23 protein-coding genes are annotated in these 18020 nt (G+C 36.2%); 9 read left to right on the forward strand and 14 right to left on the reverse strand.

Annotated elements, in window-relative coordinates; all coding sequences use genetic code 11:
• Window positions 1-7 precede the first annotated feature (7 nt).
• Entirely contained in the window at window positions 8-1249 is a 1242-nt protein-coding gene (gene pgaC / locus BK585_RS06810) for a poly-beta-1,6-N-acetyl-D-glucosamine synthase (protein ID WP_078552728.1), read from the reverse strand.
• Between the two features lie 193 nt (window positions 1250-1442).
• Between pgaC and BK585_RS06815 the strand changes: the two genes are divergently transcribed.
• Entirely contained in the window at window positions 1443-1880 is a 438-nt protein-coding gene (locus BK585_RS06815) for a Dps family protein (protein ID WP_078552729.1), read from the forward strand.
• A 111-nt stretch (window positions 1881-1991) separates the two neighbouring features.
• On the opposite strand, the gene BK585_RS06820 is transcribed toward BK585_RS06815, so the two are convergent.
• The gene (locus BK585_RS06820) at window positions 1992-2324 is read right to left on the reverse strand and encodes a hypothetical protein (protein WP_078552730.1); all 333 of its coding nucleotides are present in this window, start codon (window positions 2322-2324) and stop codon (window positions 1992-1994) included.
• A gap of 11 nt (window positions 2325-2335) precedes the next feature.
• A complete protein-coding gene (locus BK585_RS06825) occupies window positions 2336-2575 on the reverse strand; it encodes a hypothetical protein (protein ID WP_078552731.1) in 240 nt (79 codons plus the stop codon).
• A gap of 127 nt (window positions 2576-2702) precedes the next feature.
• Between BK585_RS06825 and BK585_RS06830 the strand changes: the two genes are divergently transcribed.
• Window positions 2703-4604, forward strand: coding sequence for an ABC-F family ATP-binding cassette domain-containing protein (locus tag BK585_RS06830; RefSeq protein WP_078552732.1), 1902 nt, complete (start codon window positions 2703-2705; stop codon window positions 4602-4604).
• Window positions 4605-4687: 83 nt separating this feature from the next.
• On the opposite strand, the gene BK585_RS06835 is transcribed toward BK585_RS06830, so the two are convergent.
• The 3 genes from BK585_RS06835 to pssA all read right to left on the reverse strand — a co-directional run bounded on the left by BK585_RS06835 (window position 4688) and on the right by pssA (window position 6283).
• A complete protein-coding gene (locus BK585_RS06835) occupies window positions 4688-4885 on the reverse strand; it encodes a DUF4083 domain-containing protein (RefSeq protein WP_078552733.1) in 198 nt (65 codons plus the stop codon).
• Between the two features lie 374 nt (window positions 4886-5259).
• A complete protein-coding gene (locus BK585_RS06840) occupies window positions 5260-5532 on the reverse strand; it encodes an HU family DNA-binding protein (protein ID WP_078552734.1) in 273 nt (90 codons plus the stop codon).
• A gap of 211 nt (window positions 5533-5743) precedes the next feature.
• Window positions 5744-6283, reverse strand: a complete 540-nt coding sequence (gene pssA / locus BK585_RS06845; protein ID WP_078552735.1) for a CDP-diacylglycerol--serine O-phosphatidyltransferase — start codon at window positions 6281-6283, stop codon at window positions 5744-5746.
• Window positions 6284-6409: 126 nt separating this feature from the next.
• On the opposite strand from pssA, the gene BK585_RS06850 reads away from it, so the two are divergent.
• Window positions 6410-7189 carry a phosphatidylserine decarboxylase gene (locus tag BK585_RS06850; RefSeq protein WP_078552736.1) on the forward strand — a complete coding sequence of 260 codons (780 nt, stop codon included), beginning with the start codon at window positions 6410-6412 and terminating at the stop codon, window positions 7187-7189.
• Window positions 7190-7393: 204 nt separating this feature from the next.
• On the opposite strand, the gene mnhG is transcribed toward BK585_RS06850, so the two are convergent.
• Genes mnhG through BK585_RS06885 form a run of 7 tightly spaced genes read right to left on the reverse strand, consistent with a single transcriptional unit; the run spans window position 7394 to window position 13154 of the window.
• Complete coding sequence (gene mnhG, locus BK585_RS06855) at window positions 7394-7771, reverse strand: monovalent cation/H(+) antiporter subunit G (RefSeq protein WP_078552737.1); 378 nt, start codon at window positions 7769-7771, stop codon at window positions 7394-7396.
• Window positions 7746-8027, reverse strand: a complete 282-nt coding sequence (locus BK585_RS06860; RefSeq protein WP_078552738.1) for a Na(+)/H(+) antiporter subunit F1 — start codon at window positions 8025-8027, stop codon at window positions 7746-7748. Before BK585_RS06860 ends, mnhG begins: the two co-directional genes overlap by 26 nt.
• The gene (locus tag BK585_RS06865) at window positions 8027-8503 is read right to left on the reverse strand and encodes a Na+/H+ antiporter subunit E (RefSeq protein ID WP_078552739.1); all 477 of its coding nucleotides are present in this window, start codon (window positions 8501-8503) and stop codon (window positions 8027-8029) included. The genes BK585_RS06860 and BK585_RS06865 overlap by 1 nt, the downstream gene beginning before the upstream one ends.
• Before the next feature lie 5 nt (window positions 8504-8508).
• Window positions 8509-9990, reverse strand: coding sequence for a Na+/H+ antiporter subunit D (locus tag BK585_RS06870; protein ID WP_078552740.1), 1482 nt, complete (start codon window positions 9988-9990; stop codon window positions 8509-8511).
• Window positions 9983-10321 carry a Na(+)/H(+) antiporter subunit C gene (locus tag BK585_RS06875; protein ID WP_078552741.1) on the reverse strand — a complete coding sequence of 113 codons (339 nt, stop codon included), beginning with the start codon at window positions 10319-10321 and terminating at the stop codon, window positions 9983-9985. The genes BK585_RS06870 and BK585_RS06875 overlap by 8 nt, the downstream gene beginning before the upstream one ends.
• Window positions 10321-10749: a Na(+)/H(+) antiporter subunit B gene (locus BK585_RS06880; RefSeq protein WP_078552742.1), complete on the reverse strand. Its 429-nt coding sequence runs from the start codon at window positions 10747-10749 to the stop codon at window positions 10321-10323. Before BK585_RS06880 ends, BK585_RS06875 begins: the two co-directional genes overlap by 1 nt.
• Window positions 10749-13154, reverse strand: coding sequence for a Na+/H+ antiporter subunit A (locus BK585_RS06885; RefSeq protein WP_078552743.1), 2406 nt, complete (start codon window positions 13152-13154; stop codon window positions 10749-10751). Before BK585_RS06885 ends, BK585_RS06880 begins: the two co-directional genes overlap by 1 nt.
• A gap of 332 nt (window positions 13155-13486) precedes the next feature.
• Here BK585_RS06885 and BK585_RS06890 point away from each other — a divergent pair, with 332 nt between their 5' ends.
• Window positions 13487-13687 carry a hypothetical protein gene (locus BK585_RS06890; RefSeq protein WP_078552744.1) on the forward strand — a complete coding sequence of 67 codons (201 nt, stop codon included), beginning with the start codon at window positions 13487-13489 and terminating at the stop codon, window positions 13685-13687.
• 70 nt (window positions 13688-13757) lie between these two features.
• Here BK585_RS06890 and sda read toward each other — a convergent pair whose 3' ends face one another.
• The gene (sda, locus tag BK585_RS06895; RefSeq protein ID WP_078556665.1) at window positions 13758-13898 is read right to left on the reverse strand and encodes a sporulation histidine kinase inhibitor Sda; all 141 of its coding nucleotides are present in this window, start codon (window positions 13896-13898) and stop codon (window positions 13758-13760) included.
• Window positions 13899-14590: 692 nt separating this feature from the next.
• Between sda and yqeH the strand changes: the two genes are divergently transcribed.
• Genes yqeH through yqeK form a run of 5 tightly spaced genes read left to right on the forward strand, consistent with a single transcriptional unit; the run spans window position 14591 to window position 18011 of the window.
• Complete coding sequence (gene yqeH / locus BK585_RS06900) at window positions 14591-15715, forward strand: ribosome biogenesis GTPase YqeH (protein ID WP_078552745.1); 1125 nt, start codon at window positions 14591-14593, stop codon at window positions 15713-15715.
• Between the two features lie 17 nt (window positions 15716-15732).
• A complete protein-coding gene (aroE, locus tag BK585_RS06905) occupies window positions 15733-16572 on the forward strand; it encodes a shikimate dehydrogenase (RefSeq protein WP_078552746.1) in 840 nt (279 codons plus the stop codon).
• Window positions 16566-16856, forward strand: a complete 291-nt coding sequence (gene yhbY / locus BK585_RS06910; RefSeq protein WP_078552747.1) for a ribosome assembly RNA-binding protein YhbY — start codon at window positions 16566-16568, stop codon at window positions 16854-16856. Before aroE ends, yhbY begins: the two co-directional genes overlap by 7 nt.
• A gap of 29 nt (window positions 16857-16885) precedes the next feature.
• On the forward strand, window positions 16886-17458 hold the full coding sequence (locus BK585_RS06915) for a nicotinate-nucleotide adenylyltransferase (protein ID WP_078552748.1): 573 nt from the start codon (window positions 16886-16888) through the stop codon (window positions 17456-17458).
• On the forward strand, window positions 17451-18011 hold the full coding sequence (gene yqeK, locus BK585_RS06920; RefSeq protein WP_078552749.1) for a bis(5'-nucleosyl)-tetraphosphatase (symmetrical) YqeK: 561 nt from the start codon (window positions 17451-17453) through the stop codon (window positions 18009-18011). The genes BK585_RS06915 and yqeK overlap by 8 nt, the downstream gene beginning before the upstream one ends.
• Window positions 18012-18020: the final 9 nt, after the last annotated feature.

The following is an 18020-nucleotide window of genomic DNA, read 5'->3' on the forward strand; positions in this document are numbered from 1 at the left end:
AACCTCCTTATAAATGCATGCCACGGTCTGGGCTATCCCAAGTTGCATATTCCTTCTTTGATTTAAACAATATTTTTATTGCTTTAGGTAAAGCAAATATAACTAAGAGTGCATTAATGTGCCAGTAGAATAGTGGATACCAAATCGCCCACAGTATATACTTGAAAATATATCTCTCGTATTTCCTCTCAATAAATAACGCAACAGCAAATTGTAATAAACATATAAGAGCCAAGTATAACCCCATCCACGTTAATGGCTGAATATAGTGGTCTAAAGTAATATATTGAATGAGTGCTAGAATCGCAAAAGCCAGCCATAGCAATGCCCACACGATACTAAACAATTGCTCAAGGTATATGGGGAATAATCTTCTCTGTCTCCAATCAAAAAAGATATCTTTATGACGTAAGATAACCTCTATTCCACCTTGTGTCCAACGCAATCTTTGCTTCCATATTCCGCGTAACGTTTCGGGAACGAGCATCCAACAAAACGCTTTAGGTTCATATCGAACATCCCAAAAGCGGCGTTGGAGTTTCCAGGTGATTCCAATATCATCGGTTATTAGGTCGTTATCCCACATACCGATATCAAGCAATGCTTTTTTTCGAAATACAACAAATACCCCTGAGACCGTCATCACCTTGCCAAGAATTCGTTGTGTTCTTTTAATAAGGCCAATGATACTTGTATATTCGACTAGTTGTATCTTGGCTAAGAGGCTTGTCCGATTTCGAATCCGTGGATTTCCTGTCACTGCCCCTACTCGCTCACTAGTACCAGGATTTATGAAATGGGGTACCATGTGATGTAAAGCGTAATTATCCAAGATAGCGTCACTATCAATTGTGGCAATGAGTTCACCTTTAGAGGCTAGAACCCCTTGTTGTAGTGCATTGGCCTTACCTTTATTTTGCATCACATTAATGACACGAAGACGTGGATAATCCTGCAATATGTCTCTTAATATGTCAATAGTTTTGTCTCTACTGCCATCGTTAATGACGATAATTTCAAAATTAGGATAAGCTAATTTTGAAGTATGGCGAATTGTTTCTTCAATCGTATCTTGTTCATTATAAGCGGGTATTAATATTGAAATGAATGGTAGATTTGCATCATCAATATAAGGAAGAGTGTCATGCTTTTCTCTACGAATATAGTAGAGTATCCCACCAATAACCCAGGTAATACCCATAATTAATGGGTAATAGAAAAGAAAAAGGGTAAGTGTCGTTATTGCCATTCTAATCGCCTCTTTTGGCATACTATATTCCTATTAAGATAAAAAAGTATAGGTATTATTACTTAATTTATCACAACTTTTTGTGAAAAGGTAGAGGTAATTGTCGAATAATTGTAGGATTTTACTGGGAATTTATATGGGTATACTTGGTATGATGAAAATGAAAAATAGTAAACGTAAAGGGGAGAATACTATGAAAAACCATTTAGTAGAAGCATTGAATCGTCAATTAGCAAGTTGGAATGTGTTGTATACCAAACTTCATAACTATCATTGGAATGTAACGGGTGCAGATTTTTTTACTCTACATCTGAAATTTGAAGAATATTATACGGAAGTCGCTACGACAATCGACCAAATTGCAGAACGGATACTAACGATTAACGGAAGGCCACTAGGAACGCTAAAAGATTATTTAGAGGTTTCCGTAGTAACCGAAGCAGTTGGTACAGAACAAGCAAAAGACATGGTAGCTACAATTGCTTCTGATTTTGAATTACTGATAGAGGAAGCGAATTTTGTTATTGAGATAGCAGAAAGAGAGAATGACGAGTCAACGGGAGATATGTTTATACAAATTAAAACCACATTAGAACAGCACACATGGATGCTTAAAGCTTATTTAGGTTAGAATTAGAAGAGGGGAGGATAAATGGTTGGGCACCTTTTGTCCTCCCGCTTTCAATTTCAGGTAAGAGATTGCTACGTTTCACATTCTACTTATGACCACAATTGACTCAATTTATAATCTTCTAGTTGTATAAGGTCTTTTTAATAATTGCTTTACCACGGTCATTCCTTCACTACTTCTTGAATGGACCCAATCATCATATTCTTTTTCTGTGACTCTACCTTCTTCTAGAGCAACTAAAAATAAGTAATGTTCTTGGTCAAATGCAAGTTTCTTTAATTCATTATCCTTTTTCACAGAGAGTAAGGGACGCTTCCTTTTACTTTGTGGAACTAATAGTAAGCGAGGTTTTACCTTCTGCTTCCTTATGGATAGGATATTAAACACACAAAAAAGAACAATACAAGAAGATACAAGTAGTAATAAGATTTGCTCGATTACCATGTATCATCACCTCACCTTTGTCTTCGATAGGCACGTCTTTCCGCATACTCAAGACATAATGTACAAACTAAAATAGAACTACCGTGGTCATTATAATAGGGAACCATGTTTTTTTGTTTTTTCTTACAAAACGTACATCCCTTTTGTCGGGGTAGACGAACTGGCTTTAATGTGGCAGGCTTCACATAAAATAAAATGATAGCTGTAATGATGGGTAGTAAGATTAGTAGTATAATTATAAGCTCAGTCAATTAAATGCCTCCTTTAGGTATAGTATAATTTTACCATAAATTTCGGTGGTGACTAGACTTCTAGCACTTTTTTTATGACGTGGTACAATAGAAACAGATTGTAAATTATATAAAGGATTTGAAGATGATGACGATTTTACTTGCTGAAGAATTATATAAATCATATGGAGAAAAAGTTTTGTTTAATGAGATTTCGTTTTCAATTGCACCAAAACAACGAATTGGTTTAATTGGAACAAACGGGACAGGAAAATCAACCTTATTGAAAGTAATTGCCGGTATTGAGACAGCAGAGAAGGGCAAAATTAAACACGCCAATCATATGACGATCGAATATCTTCCACAGCAACCACAGCTTGATGAAACATTAACAGTTCTCGACCAAATTTATTTTGGTGACTCATTTATGATGAAAGCAATGCGAGAGTATGAAAGAGTACTATCTCAATTAGAACTACAACCTGAAAGTGCCCAACTCCAAAGTCAGTTACTACAGGCGCAACAGAAAATGGATGAACATGATGCATGGGATGCAATTTCAGTAGCTAAAACCATATTGTCGAGACTAGGAATTACGGATTATTTCAAAAAAGTAGCTGAGTTGTCAGGTGGACAAAAAAAGCGAGTGGCTATTGCCAAGGCTTTGATACACCCGGCCGACTTATTAATATTAGATGAGCCTACAAACCATTTAGACAATATGACGATTGAGTGGTTAGAGATGTATTTAACTCAATACAAAGGCTCACTCATCGTTGTAACACATGATCGTTATTTTTTAAATCGAGTAACCAACTTAATCTATGAATTAGACCATGGTCAACTTTATATTTATGAGGGGAATTACGAAACATTCTTAGGAAAAAAGGCTGAGCGTTTAGCGAATGAAGAGCAACAGGAAAGCAAGCGTCAAAACTTATTGCGAAGAGAAATTGCTTGGTTGCAACGTGGTGCAAAAGCAAGAACGACAAAACAAAAAGCTAGGATTCAGCGTGCGGAAGCATTAAAAGAACAATCTGGTCCTGTTTCAACGGAGCATTTAGATTTTTCGATAGGTTCTGTACGTCTCGGAAAAAAAGTCATCGAGCTTCAAGAGATTTCAAAAAAATATAATGAAAAGAAAATGTTTGAAGACGTATGTTATTTAATTACTCCGGGCGAGCGCTTAGGGATTGTTGGACCAAACGGAAGCGGAAAAACAACATTACTTAATATCCTTGCTGGAAGAATACAACCTGATTCGGGGACGGTTGAAATTGGAGAAACAGTAAAGATTGGCTACTATACACAAGATGACGAAGAAATAAATGGAGAGCTTAGGGTCATTGATTATATTAAAGAAGTAGCTGAAATTGTCTATACGGCAGATGGTCAAATTATCACAGCAGAACAAATGCTCGAACGATTCTTGTTCCCGAGGCCTATGCAATGGACATATGTCCGTCGACTTTCAGGTGGTGAAAAACGTAGGTTATACTTACTTCGTGTGCTAATGGGTGAACCCAATGTGTTATTTTTAGATGAGCCTACAAATGACTTAGATACAGAAACGTTAAGTGTGTTAGAAGATTATCTGTACCAATTTCCGGGAGTAGTTCTAACGGTGTCCCATGACCGCTATTTTCTAGATAAGGTCGTTGACCACTTATTAGTATTCGAAGGAAATGGTCTAGTCTCTCGTATTCAAGGCAGCTATTCAGAATTAATGGAAAGAAACCATGAGGTGGCACAGCTAGAAAAGCCAAAGGTGACCATAGTTGAAAATGAATCACCAGTTGTTAAGGAAAAGAAAAAACTTTCTTATCGAGAGCAACAAGAGTGGAATGAAATAGAAGATAAAATTACAGCATTAGAAGAACAACAACAAGAAATTGGTATTGCAATATCCAAGGCCGGTAGTGATTATGGAGCGATCGCAGAATTAATGGATAAACAAAAGACAATAGAAGTGAAGCTTGAGGAAACGATGGAGAGATGGACCGAACTCTCCATGCTCATTGAAGAAATTGAATCGAATCAGAAGGGGTAACAATAGGTCTGTTATCACTTTTAAAAAAAGCCTGCCTCTGGCGGCTTTTTTTAAATAGGCTATTTGTAGGAGTCTAGATAACTTCAGTTAGGATTTTTTTCCCTTTCATGTAAATCTATTATTTTATCCAATTTCTTTTCAATTTCAACGGTTTGATTACTTTTAGCGGCAGAGTTGATAATGAGTCTTCTGATAAAAAGCGTGAAGGAAACAACAAATATGACGATAAGAACAATAACCAAGCATAAATAAATAATTGAAGCTAAATTAAACCCTTCCATTTCACTATACCACTTTTCCGTTTTTGATAATTTTACCATAAACCTTGTAGACTTAAAACCTGATTCCAAAAAACAGCAATATATTTCTTTACGGACATAGGGACCTCTATTTACACAAAAATAGGTAAAAGCAAAGCGTAACGGACACAGGAGACCTTATTTACCTTATTAGGGGTGATTTTATCCTGATTTTACGAAAATAAGAGCACTGATGTCCGTTACACCTCAAATCCTCCTTAAAAGCTTAAAATAAGTGATCTCCTGTCCGTTAGAGAATTAAATATCATTTAAGCCATTTTAGCAAAACCATGGACTAGCAATCTATTTTTCCAAAAAATAAAGAGCAATGATAGAATCATTGCTCTTTTTGCTGTTTAGTTTACAGCGTCTTTTAGTTGTTTACCTGGCTTGAAAGCAGGGTTTTTAGTAGCTGGAATTTCGATTTCTTCCCCAGTTTGTGGGTTACGACCTTTACGAGCAGAACGCTCACGTACTTCAAAACTACCAAAACCTACTAATTGAACTTTTCCGCCTTCTTTTAAAGCTCCAGAAATGCTTTCGAAAACAGCGTCAACCGCTTTAGATGCATCCTTTTTTGAAAGTTCTGCTTGCTCAGCAACTGCATTAATTAAATCTGTTTTGTTCATGAAAATTACTCCCTTTCATTGCAAAATAATACCTGCATTTCAAATTTAACTGTGAAACCTAGTGGTGTCAAGGGTTTTCAGAGAAATAAAAGAAATAAAACCAATATTTCTCTTTTTTTTGATAATTTTCTTGACATTATACGACTTTATTGTTCTTTTTTCTTACATAAAACAGCCAAAAAATGTTATTTTTCGACAAGATGCAGCTTAGTTAGATTTTTTTGACCGTAAACGTACTAATCATAAGAAGAGCTAAAAGCAATGTGAGAAACATAAAGATAAAGCCCTCTAGAAATGGAACGAATAAAAAACTTAGCGTAAGCAAGCAACCAGCGGCTGTAATTGGAAGCCCGACAAAGTATTTGGTTGGAGCTGAAACATTAAATCTAGCGAGTCGAATAGCTCCACAGGCAATAAATAATACCGTAAAGAACGTACCTGCAATCCCAAATTGATTTAGAACTGCTTGATGAAGTAAAATAGCAGGTGCTACCCCAAAAGAAATGATATCACTGAGTGAATCTAATTGTTTCCCTAAATCTGAGGTGATTTGTAGCTTCCTGGCAACCATACCATCAAATCTGTCAAATACAGCAGCAAGAGTGATAAACAACAAGCTTGTTCTTAATTCGTTTTGAATAACAAAAATAATTGCAAAGCCACCTAGGCTAAGATTAATAATTGTTAAAAGATTAGCAGACTGACTTTTTATTTTCTTTACAGTATGATCCAAATGTTGCAACAAAAACATTCGTATCACTCCTTATGCTATACTATCAATAAAAAGATAGCTATTATAAATCTTATCATACATCTTTTGATAGAAACTAGTGATAACACCCGTTTCATTGCATTTTAATTGGAGGTCATGATTATAGTGAAAAAACATATTTATCATTCGTTTGTTGAATTATCAGGAAACAGGCTGAATTCATTTCTACTAAAAAGCTTTGCTCGTTCACGTCTTAGCAAGATGGTAAATAAATCCTTTGCTTCCTATTACGGCTTAAATCTTCAGGAAATGGAAAGGCCCCTTGAAGAATATAAAAGTCTAAATGAATTATTTATTAGACGGCTTAAGCCAGATGCAAGGAAAATTGATGAAAATGAAGAGGCTATTGTAAGTCCAGTGGATGGTGTTTTAGCAACAGTAGGGACGATTACAGAACAGCGTACATTTACTGTGAAGGGTCAAACGTATACTCTTGATGAGATGCTAGGATCAAAAGAAAAAAGCGAACGATATCAAAATGGCTCGTTTGTTATTCTTTATTTAAGTCCAAGTCATTATCACAGAATTCACAGTCCAATATCTGGGCAGATTATAGAGCAGTGGACATTAGGTAGAAAATCCTATCCAGTTAATGAGCTTGGTTTACGTTTAGGTAAAAGACCTTTATCGAAAAACTATAGACTTATTTCTGAATTTGAAGTCCAAGGAAACAAGCGCTTGTCTTTAGTAAAAGTTGGGGCGTTAAATGTAAATAGCATTCACCTGACTCATCCTCGACCAGAAGTGAAAAAAGGAGAAGAACTTGCTTATTTTTCATTTGGGTCAACGGTTGTCCTTTTGTTTGAAAAAGGTCTGATAACGATTCCTCCACTACAACTTCCTCATGAGATTAAAGTAGGAGAAACATTTGCCACTTTTACATAAGGATAGTGAATGTTAAATGATATTCAACAATAGTTGGTAACAGTACTTTTCATCTCATAGAAAAAGACCGTCATGCACACGGTCTTTTTCTATTGCTTCTAAACACATTTATTGGTCCGTTGTTGAAATTTTAATATGTCATCATACATTTTCATTAGAATGTCATCAAAATTCGGTACGGGAACGATTTGGGCGTTTAAAGCGCTACTGTTTATCTGTTACGTTTAGTTTTCGATTTTTTTCTATGCTCACTTTATGTTTTAAATCATCTTGTACGCTTTTCTCCCATAGTGGGACTCCAATTCGGTAAGCCGAACGAGACATCATTAATCCAGCTACAGGAGCAGTCAGAAAAACAAAAACAATCGTTAATAACACTTTGACTACAAATTGCTGTTCAATGATAAGAAAATATAAAAAAGTTGCTAACATGATTAAAATAACACCTAATGTGGCACTTTTTGTGGCCGCGTGAAGCCGGCCATATACATCTGGAAATCGGATAATTCCGATAGCACCAAGTAGACTAAGCAGGCCGCCTAAAAGGACTAAAATACTAATGATGATCTCGATCAAAGACAACACCTCTTTCTAAAAACTTCGCAAGAGCAACTGAACCTACAAAGGCTAAAATCCCAAGAACAAGAATGATTTCAGCATAAGCCGCTGTCTGTTGAAGGATCATTAGTATACCTATAAAACCAATTAAGTTAATTCCAAACGTATCTAATGCAACAACACGGTCAGGCATCGTTGGACCAATTATGGCTCGAATAAAACAAACCAATAATGATACGGACATAATGACTAATACAATGGATAATACCGTTTGTAGCATTATTGCCTCACCTCCATAATCGCTTTTTCAAACGTATTATGAATTTGCCTAATCATTGCCTCTTTATCTGGAACATCAATCGAATGAATGTAAAGAATTTGATTATCATCTGAGAAATCCATTGTTAATGTTCCTGGAGTTAAGCTAATAAGTGCTCCGAGTAATGTTACTTCCCAATCTGCTTTTAATTGAGTAGGAACAGCAATAATTCCAGGTTGGATATTCATTTTCGGACTTAAAACAATTTTGATTACATCAATATTTGCTAGCACTAGCTCTCTTGCAAATAAAAGAGCTAGTTTTATGACCGCAAAGACTCTGCGAAAGTAAAAGTCAAACGTAAGAAAACGTCGTAATACAAACAAGATGAGCAAACCAACCATATACCCGATGAAAAAGTCGACCAAGGTGTAGCTGTTTTGCAAAAAGGCCCAAATAAAAGCAAGTACGACATTTAATAGAATTTGAAAAGCCATAGCAACTACTCCTTTAATACCGAATTAATATAAATCGATGGGTCTAAAATTTCATGAGCAATTCCAAGAGAGTATTGGAAGATTGGTTCTGCGAAAAAGCCAAGTACAATCGTTAACACGACAAGTGGTGCGATAGGAAGCAAAAGCTTTCCAACCTTAAGTTCTGCTTGCTTTTTCGTCATCTTTTGTTCTCCCCAGAAAGCATAAATGAAAATCTTCATCATCGAAAACAACGTAAGTAATCCTACAAGTAATGCAACCGTAACAATCACATAGCGCTCAGCTTCAAACCCAGCAAGGATTAAAGCAAATTTACTAAAGAATCCACTTAGTGGTGGAATCCCTGCTAATGATATAGCTGATATGAAAAACAACCAAGCAAGGAGCGGATGTGTTTTTAATATCCCACCCATTTCTTTTAAGTTTGTTGTTCCTGTTAGCTTTTGTGTGGCTCCTGCGAATAAAAATAGAGCAGCTTTTACAATGATGTGATGAGCAATATAGTAGATGGCTCCGGCTATAGCAAGTGGTGTAAAAATACCTAACCCCATAACCATATATCCAACCTGACTAATGATGTGATAAGACAAAATTCGTTTAAAGTCAAATTGACTAACAGCTCCTAATACTCCAAAGAACATAGTTAAACCAGCTAGCGCTAAAATAATATTATGTGTAAATCCAGGGTCATGATTAAAGATTAACGTAAACATGCGAATAATCGCATAAATTCCAACCTTCGTTAATAACCCCCCAAACAAAGCAGCAATGGCTGCTGGTGGTCCGTAATAGGAACGTGGCAACCAAAAATAAAGAGGGAATAATGCCCCTTTCATCGCAAATACGACTAAAAAGAGAATTGCAATTACATTTAGTACGCCTTGCTGTTCTAACTCGGCAACTCTCACTGCTAAATCTGCAAAATTTAACGTTCCTGTCGCCGCATAGAGATACGCTACACCGACAATAAATAAGATAGAGGCAAAGACGTTAATAATCACATATTTTAGCGATTCCCGAAGTTGATATTTTGTACCACCTATCACAATTAAAATATAGGAGGCGATAAGCATCACTTCAAAAAAGACAAACAAGTTAAATAAGTCACCTGTTAGAAAAGCTCCATTAACCCCGGCTAATAAGAAGAAATAAAAGGGATAAAAATAAAACTTTTCTCTTTGACTTGATATGGTTTGGAAGGCGAAAAATAAACACACAAGACCAACAATACTTGATAAAATAACCATCATCGTAGCAAACATATCGGCGACTAGTACAATCCCGAATGGAGCCTGCCAATTTCCTAAATTAAGAGTATATATGCCATTTTGATAGACGACGATAGCTAGATAAATCGATACCCCTAGCATAACAAAGACGGTTATCCCACTAACCATACGTTGAATCGTATATTGTTTGACAAAAAAGATTAAAATCGTTCCGATAATAAACGGAATCAATATTGGTAATATCACTAAATTATTCATCAGCAGATCCCCTTAACTTATCTAAATCATCTGTTTTATGCTCCTTATACGTTCGATACGCCAAAACAAGGAGAAATGAGGTGACCCCAAAGCTAATGACAATCGCTGTTAAAATTAAAGCTTGGGGTAAAGGGTCAGCATACGACGCTGCTTCTTCGCCCAATAATGGTGGTGCTCCTCTTTTTAAGCCTGCCATTGTAAGCAGAAGGAGATGTGCTCCGTGAGAGAGAAGGACAAGTCCTAGAATCACTCGCAACAAGCTCTTTGTCAAAATTAAATAGGTGCCTACCATGAAGAGGACTCCAACGGTGACGGACATTAATATTTCCATTACGCATCATCCTCCGCAATTGTTAAAATGATTTGTAGTGCAATTCCTACTACAACTAAATATATTCCAAGGTCAAATGGTAACGCAGTTGTTAAATGAAACGTTCCTAAAAGTGGGACATCAACATATCTATCAAATTGGGTTAAATACGGGACGTCATTATACAACATTGTAACGACCCCAGTACCAATTGAGATAAGGAGACCAACCGCAATCATATGAATAAAGTTAAATGGTATTGCTTTTTTAACGGTTTTCATATCAAAGCCGATGTACATCAGTAAAAGTGCAGCGGCAGTCATTAATCCACCGATAAAGCCCCCTCCAGGATTGTTATGCCCAGCAAAGAACAAGTAAACAGAGAAGACTAGGATGATAAAAGTAACAACTTTTGTAATCGTAGTAAGCATGACATTGTTTGTTTTCATCATACGTCCTCCTTCCCTGTCATTCGAAGCTTAATCAGAGTGACAACCCCAAGGGCTGCAATTCCTAAAACGAGGACTTCGAGTAACGTATCTAGGCCACGGAAGTCGACGAGGATAACGTTAACCATATTTTTCCCGGCAGCTAATTCATAAGAATTCTCAATGAAATACCATGAGATTGGTTCAAGGCCATTCGTACCGCTCAGTGCAAGAGCACTAAAGGCAGTTGCCGTTACGATTATTCCTACCCCTATCGAAATAATCAAGTTAATTCCGTTGAATCTAGGAATAAATTTCTCTTTTCGTAGCTCTGGTAAATGATAAAACGCAAGTAAAAACAATACGACCATGACCGTTTCAACAAGTAATTGAGTTAATACAAGGTCAGGTGCTCTAAAGACGTTAAAGAACAAGGCTAATAAAAATCCGATTACTCCAACGATGATAATTGCCGTAATGCGGTGTTGTATAAAAGGAATAGCAACAGTAGCTGCAATAAAAATTCCCGTTAAAATCCACATGAAAGGAGAGATTTCAGCGACATTCGTTGTATCAATTGCTAACACGTCATATCGAAGTATTGTATAGCCCATGATAGCAATTAGGAATGTAATCATATAAGCAAAATAATCTCGCAGTAAACCTGTCATTTGAATTTGAGTGACTCTTGTTGACCCTTTAATCAAACCTACTAGACCTTGGTCGTAGAAGTAATTTAATGGATCTCTTTCGCGAAGGTAGATAGAAAGTTCCATCCATTTTTTCGCAAGCAAGAAAATCGCTGTACCAAGTAAAATCACGGCGATGGTCATTAACAATTCTGTATTTACACCGTGCCAATGATAAATATTGACATGTGTCCATTGCCCCGGAAGAACTGAAGCAACAGCAGGTTCGATTAATGTTCGAGATAGAATATTTGGGAAAAATCCAAATATTACGACTAGAGAACCTAAAATGATAGGACTAACCAACATTCCCATTGGAGCTTCATGCACGTGTTTTACATCATAATTTTCAGGCTTGAACTTTCCAAGGAACGTTTTGAAAAACATAATTAAACAGTAAACAAAAGTAAATACACTAGCGACCCATCCTAAGACAGGGAACAGGAATCCAAAGGTTTGCATGTTAAATATGCCTAATTCGCTCGCTCTAAGTAGTCCTGTAAAGAACATCTCTTTACTAAGGAAACCGTTAAATGGAGGAAGACCTGCCATTGACGCTAAACCTATTAAAGATACGGTAAATGTGATTGGCATGATAGCCATAAGACCACCAAGCTTACGAATATCTCGAGTGCCCGTTTCATGGTCAATGATTCCGACTGTCATGAACAAGCTCCCTTTAAAGGTAGCATGGTTAATTAAGTGAAAAATGGCTGCTACAGTCGCAAGGGTATAAAAATCCGTGTTTTCTCCCCCTTGGAAGTACAATGACGCAGAACCTAATCCAAGTAAACACATAATTAAACCTAGTTGACTAATGGTAGAGAAAGCTAGGATTGATTTCAAGTCTTTTTGACGGACAGCTGAAATGGAACCCCAAAGGAGCGTAAATATCCCGAATGCGGATATAATCCAAAACCACTCTGACACCCCACCAAAAACTGGAGTTAAACGGGCTACTAGATAAATCCCGGCTTTAACCATCGTTGCGGAGTGAAGATAAGCACTTACTGGTGTTGGTGCTTCCATTGCGTCAGGCAACCAAATGTGAAATGGAAACTGAGCTGATTTTGTAAAAGCCCCTAACAACACAAGAATCATTGCAGGTAAGAATAAAGAATGGGTAACTAGTAAATCAGCCTGTTCAATTAGACCTCTTATACTAAACGTACCGCCCATAACGTACAGGAGACAGAATCCCCCAAGCATAGCAAAGCCACCAAATACGGTGATAAGCATTGATTTTTGAGCACCATAAATGGATTTTTCACGGTGAAACCAATAACTAATTAATAATGAAGATGCTAAACTTGTTAGTTCCCAGAATACATAAAGAACAATTAGATTATCTGAAATCACAACTCCTAGCATAGCTCCCATAAACATCAATAGGTATACATAGAAATTGTTCAGTTTCTCTTTGGTCTTCGATAAATAATAGATTGAATAAAGGACAACCAATGCTCCTATTCCAGTAATGAGTAGAGCAAATAAGATGCTCAATCCATCAAGGTATACTGTGAAATTGATTCCAAGAGACGGTACCCATGGAAACGTTTCTTGAATGACATCTCCATTTGATGTAGTAGGAAGAAATCTTAAAAAGTATACGAACAGAGCAAGTGGAAGAAGTAGTACGAACCATCCTGTATGAATATTTCTTATATATTTATAAAGAAATGGGACTAGGATGGCCAATAAAAATGGTGCAATTGTAGCCCAGTGTAACAAAGTCAATAATGTTCCCTCCTTATAGGTTTTAAGTTATGTAGTAATGGAATGAGGACGGTACTCTTACGCATGCATATGCAAGACAAATCAAATTATATAACAAATTATGTTCCCTTGCATCTGAGAACATCTGACTTCATCACGTTTTCATTTGTATTTATAAATAAGAAGAAAACGGTATAAATACACAAAAAAAATTTTATTGTGAAAAAAATAAAGGCAGGTTTAGCTATAGCGTTGCATAAAAGAATTAATCCTATTCAAAATTGAAAAATATGTATAAAAGTATAAAAGTTAACTCATTCTAATAGTAAGAAGTGTTAGCTGGAGTGATTTAAATGAAAAAACAAAAAGGTATAATCGCAGGCATCATATTTGTAACTATGTTTGTTAGTGCGTGGGTCTATGAAAATTATGATACCCGCTATGTGAAGATACAAAACCTAGAGGAACCAAATGGAGTAAATATTCAAACCTATCCAGGAGGATACCCAATAGAAACGTTCCAACCACGAGAATACGTAAAATCAAGAAAGTAAGCAAAAGAGGCTGACATTCAATGTCAGCCTCTTTTGCTTTTTGTATCCTTTAGGTGCTTCAAGATAGTTATTAGGAAGAAAGTTTTATTTTATCAGCTAATGAACGGCGATCGATTTCATTTTTAATGAGGTAGATAAAATCGTCACTTAAGTTTAATTCAACGGCTTTAAAGTATGTTTCAATCAATAAATCATCAGAAAGTTTTCTCATCGTATCCTGCCTAAAAGGCAAGTCACCTCCTAAAAATAACGAATTGTGTTTTGTATCTTAATGCCTAAAAAAAATAAGTTAATTTAGCATATTTACATTATGTTTTTCATAAATTAATATGTTTGTCCTGTTTGATTACGTTTATCCTATCATGAATCAATAAGTGGAACAACCGTTCGTTTTATCCACAATTAACGGTGGATAACTTGTTGATTACTTGTTTATAACAGGATTTTCCATTGATTTATGTATGGTTAACAAGTGAATAACGTTATCCACAGGTGTTGAGAATAGGGAAAATTTGTCGAAAAGTTTTTGTTATTTTTTTTGAAAAATGACATATTTTCCGTTTCAAGTATATTATTACACGTCTTTTTACTTGGTTTTGTTGAAGTTTGACGATGAATGTATATCGATAATTGTCTACCACGAACCATGAAAAGTCATAGAGAAAATGTGAAGATTCGACGCATTGATACACAACCGTTGAAAAAAAAGATAGAAAAGGGTATACTTACCGCTTGACAATACTATCTTTGACAGAATTAAAGGGTAAATTACATAAAACGAGAAAGTTAGTAAAGTTGATTGTTTAAAAAATGAAATAAGTGAGCATTAAGTTGATGAACCAATCAAATAATACAGATAAAACATAGCATCGGAACAAAGAGGATGGAGAAAGGGATGATAAAGTGGAAGAACTTCAAACTAATGGAAGAGAGACCATTTGTGCTGGGTGTGGAGTAAAGGTACAAACAACTGAGAAATCAGGCCTGGGTTATGCGCCAAAATCAGCTTTAGAAAGAGATGTTGTCATTTGCCAACGTTGTTTTAGATTGAGACATTATAATGAAGTGCAAGATGTGTCTCTAACTGATGATGATTTTTTAAAAATTTTAAATAACTTAGGGAAAACAAATTCTCTCATTGTAAAAATCGTTGATATCTTTGATTTTACTGGCAGTTGGTTACCTGGATTGCACAGGTTTGTTGGGAATAACGATGTATTACTGCTCGGGAATAAAGTCGATTTGCTTCCGAAATCCTTAAATCAGAACAGGTTAATTAACTGGATGAAGAAATCGGCTAAAGATCTTGGAATGCAACCTGTCGATGTTCATTTAATGAGTGCCCATAAAGGTCACGGTGTAATCGAAGCAGCAAGTAAAATTGATGAACTTCGAAAAGGGAAAGATGTTTATGTTGTTGGAAGTACGAATGTAGGAAAATCAACTTTCATTAATAGAATGATAAAAGAGTTTGGTGGGGAAGAAGAGCTGATGATTACAACATCCCACTTTCCTGGAACGACATTGGATATGATTGATCTCCCATTAGATGATGGGCAGAAATTATTTGACACGCCAGGAATTATAAACCATCATCAAATTGCTCATTATATTGATAAGACAGAATTGAAGGTTATTACTCCTAAAAAGGAAATTAAGCCAATGGTTTTTCAATTAAATGAAGAACAAACCTTGTATTTTGGAGGATTGGCTCGTTTAGATTTTGTTAAGGGTGGACGTGGTTCGTTCGTATGTTATTTTTCAAATGAATTGATGATCCATCGCACAAAATTAGAAAAAGCAGACCAGTTATATAAGGACCACTTAGGAGAATTATTGGTGCCACCAGGAAGAGAGACAAAAGAAAACTTACCCGAGTTAGTTCGTCATGATTTTAGTATTAAAAACGAAAAAAGTGACATTGTCTTTTCAGGTCTTGGCTGGGTAACTGTTCATCAACCAAATGTACGAGTAAGCGCTTATGCACCAAAAGGTGTCGGAGTTTCAATTCGAAGCTCGTTAGTGTAAAGGTGGGGAGGATTAATATGGGGAAGTTATTTTGTTTAATTGGTAATCCGGTTGGTCATTCATTATCACCACACATGCATAATGATGCATTTTCTCAACTAGGAATGAACCATCATTATCATGCTTTTAAAGTCGAACAAGAAGACCTAGAAGCAGCAGTAGCTGGTTTAAAAGCGTTAGGAGTTGCTGGGTTTAATGTCACGATTCCTCATAAAGTGGAGATCATGAAATACCTGGATAAAGTAGATGGAGAAGCTAAGAAGATTGGTGCTGTTAATACAGTCGTATTAGAGGATGGTCAATACATCGGGTATAATACAGATGGACAAGGTTATTTACAGTCGCTATTAGATATAACTGACACGCTACAATCCAAAAATGTACTTGTTGTTGGAGCTGGTGGGGCATCTAGAGCTATTGTTACGGTTTTATCTTCATATGGGGTAGCAAGCTTAACGATAGCTAATCGAACAATTGAAAAAGCAATAGATTTGGCAAAGCAATGTCAGGATAAAACAGAAATCAGAACGATGACGATTCATGGTGCAGAAGAGCAGTTGAATCACTTTGACCTGATTATTAATACAACTTCTGTAGGAATGAGTCCGAACATAAATGCTCTCCCGTTATCAGTAGAAAAGATAAAAGAAGGAACGATTGTGAGTGATTTAATTTACAATCCCCTTAAAACGAAGTTTCTATTAGATGGAGAAGCGAAGGGGGCTATCGCTCATGATGGCGTAGGAATGTTTGTTGGTCAAGGCGCATTAGCATTTCAAAAATGGACAGGCATCCTGCCAGATAGAATTCGAATGAAAAAGTTAGTAATTGCTCAATTGGAGGGTAAAACATGTTAACAGGTAAACAAAAGCGATTTTTACGAGCAAAAGCCCATCACCTGCAACCTATTTTTCAGGTTGGTAAAGGTGGAGTCAATGAGAATATGATTAAACAAATTGAAGAAGCACTTGAGGTTAGAGAGCTGATAAAGGTCAGTATTCTACAAAATTGTGAAGATGACAAAAAAGAAGTTGCAGCTAGCCTAAGTTCGAATTCAGGAGCAGAGCTTGTACAAGTAATAGGAAATACAGTTGTGTTATACAAGGAATCGAATGAGCATAAGGAGATTGAACTACCCTAGGGGAAACTGGAGGACAAGGGGTTTTTTAAATGAAAAGAATTGGGATCCTTGGGGGTACATTTGACCCTCCTCATTATGGTCATCTATTAATAGCAGAAGAAGTTAGAAAAGAACTAACCTTAGATGAGGTGTGGTTTATGCCATCCCACATCCCTCCTCATAAAATAAGAAATGATTTATCATCTTCAGAGGACCGAGAAAAAATGGTGACCCTTGCAATAGAAGATAATCAACATTTCATTTTATCGACAATAGAATTAGAGAGAAAGGGACGTTCTTTTACAATCGATACAATGAGGCAACTCACTAAGGATCACCCCACTGCCTCTTTTTATTTTATTGTAGGTGGAGACATGGTAGACCAGTTAGATAACTGGGTTGAAATAGAACAGCTACTGACCTTAGTGACATTTGTAGGGTTAAGACGTCCAAAATATAATAGTGATTCTCCATACAAAAAGAACATCATTGAAATTGATGTGCCACAACTTGATATATCTTCTTCGCTAATTAGAGAGAGAAAAAGGGATGGAAAAAATATCAAATACCTTATCCCAGAAAGCGTAAGAAAATATATTTGTGAAAGGGGATTATATGAATAGAGAGGAAGCACTTGCTATTGTAAAACCCCATTTGACTGAACACCGATATGAGCATACACTCGGGGTTGTGAAAACTGCGAAAGAACTAGCAAAACGCTTTGGTGCAGATGAAAATAAAGCTGAATTAGCGAGTATCTTTCATGACTATGCTAAATTTCGTTCGAAAACAGAAATGAAACAAATCCTACTCGACAAACAAATCTCATTAGATATGCTTGAGTATGGAGATGAATTGTTACATGCCCCGTGTGGAGCGTACTTAGTTAAAACTGAAGTGGGAATAGAGGATGAGGAAGTACTAACCGCTATTCAGTTTCATACAACAGGAAGACCAGGGATGACCCTACTTGAAAAAGTAGTATTTCTTGCTGATTACATTGAACCGAATCGGAAGTTCCCAGGAGTAGAAGAAGCGCGTGAACTTGCTAAAACAAGTCTAGATGAGGCAATGATTTTAGCTTTGAGGAATACAATGACCTTTTTATTAAAAAAGAGCCATGCGATATATCCTGGAACATTAGCAACATATAATGAGCTACTCCAAAATAAATGAGAACTAAAA

The sequence above is a fragment of the Bacillus alkalicellulosilyticus genome (assembly GCF_002019795.1).
Lineage (GTDB): Bacteria > Bacillota > Bacilli > Bacillales > Bacillaceae_F > Bacillus_AO > Bacillus_AO alkalicellulosilyticum.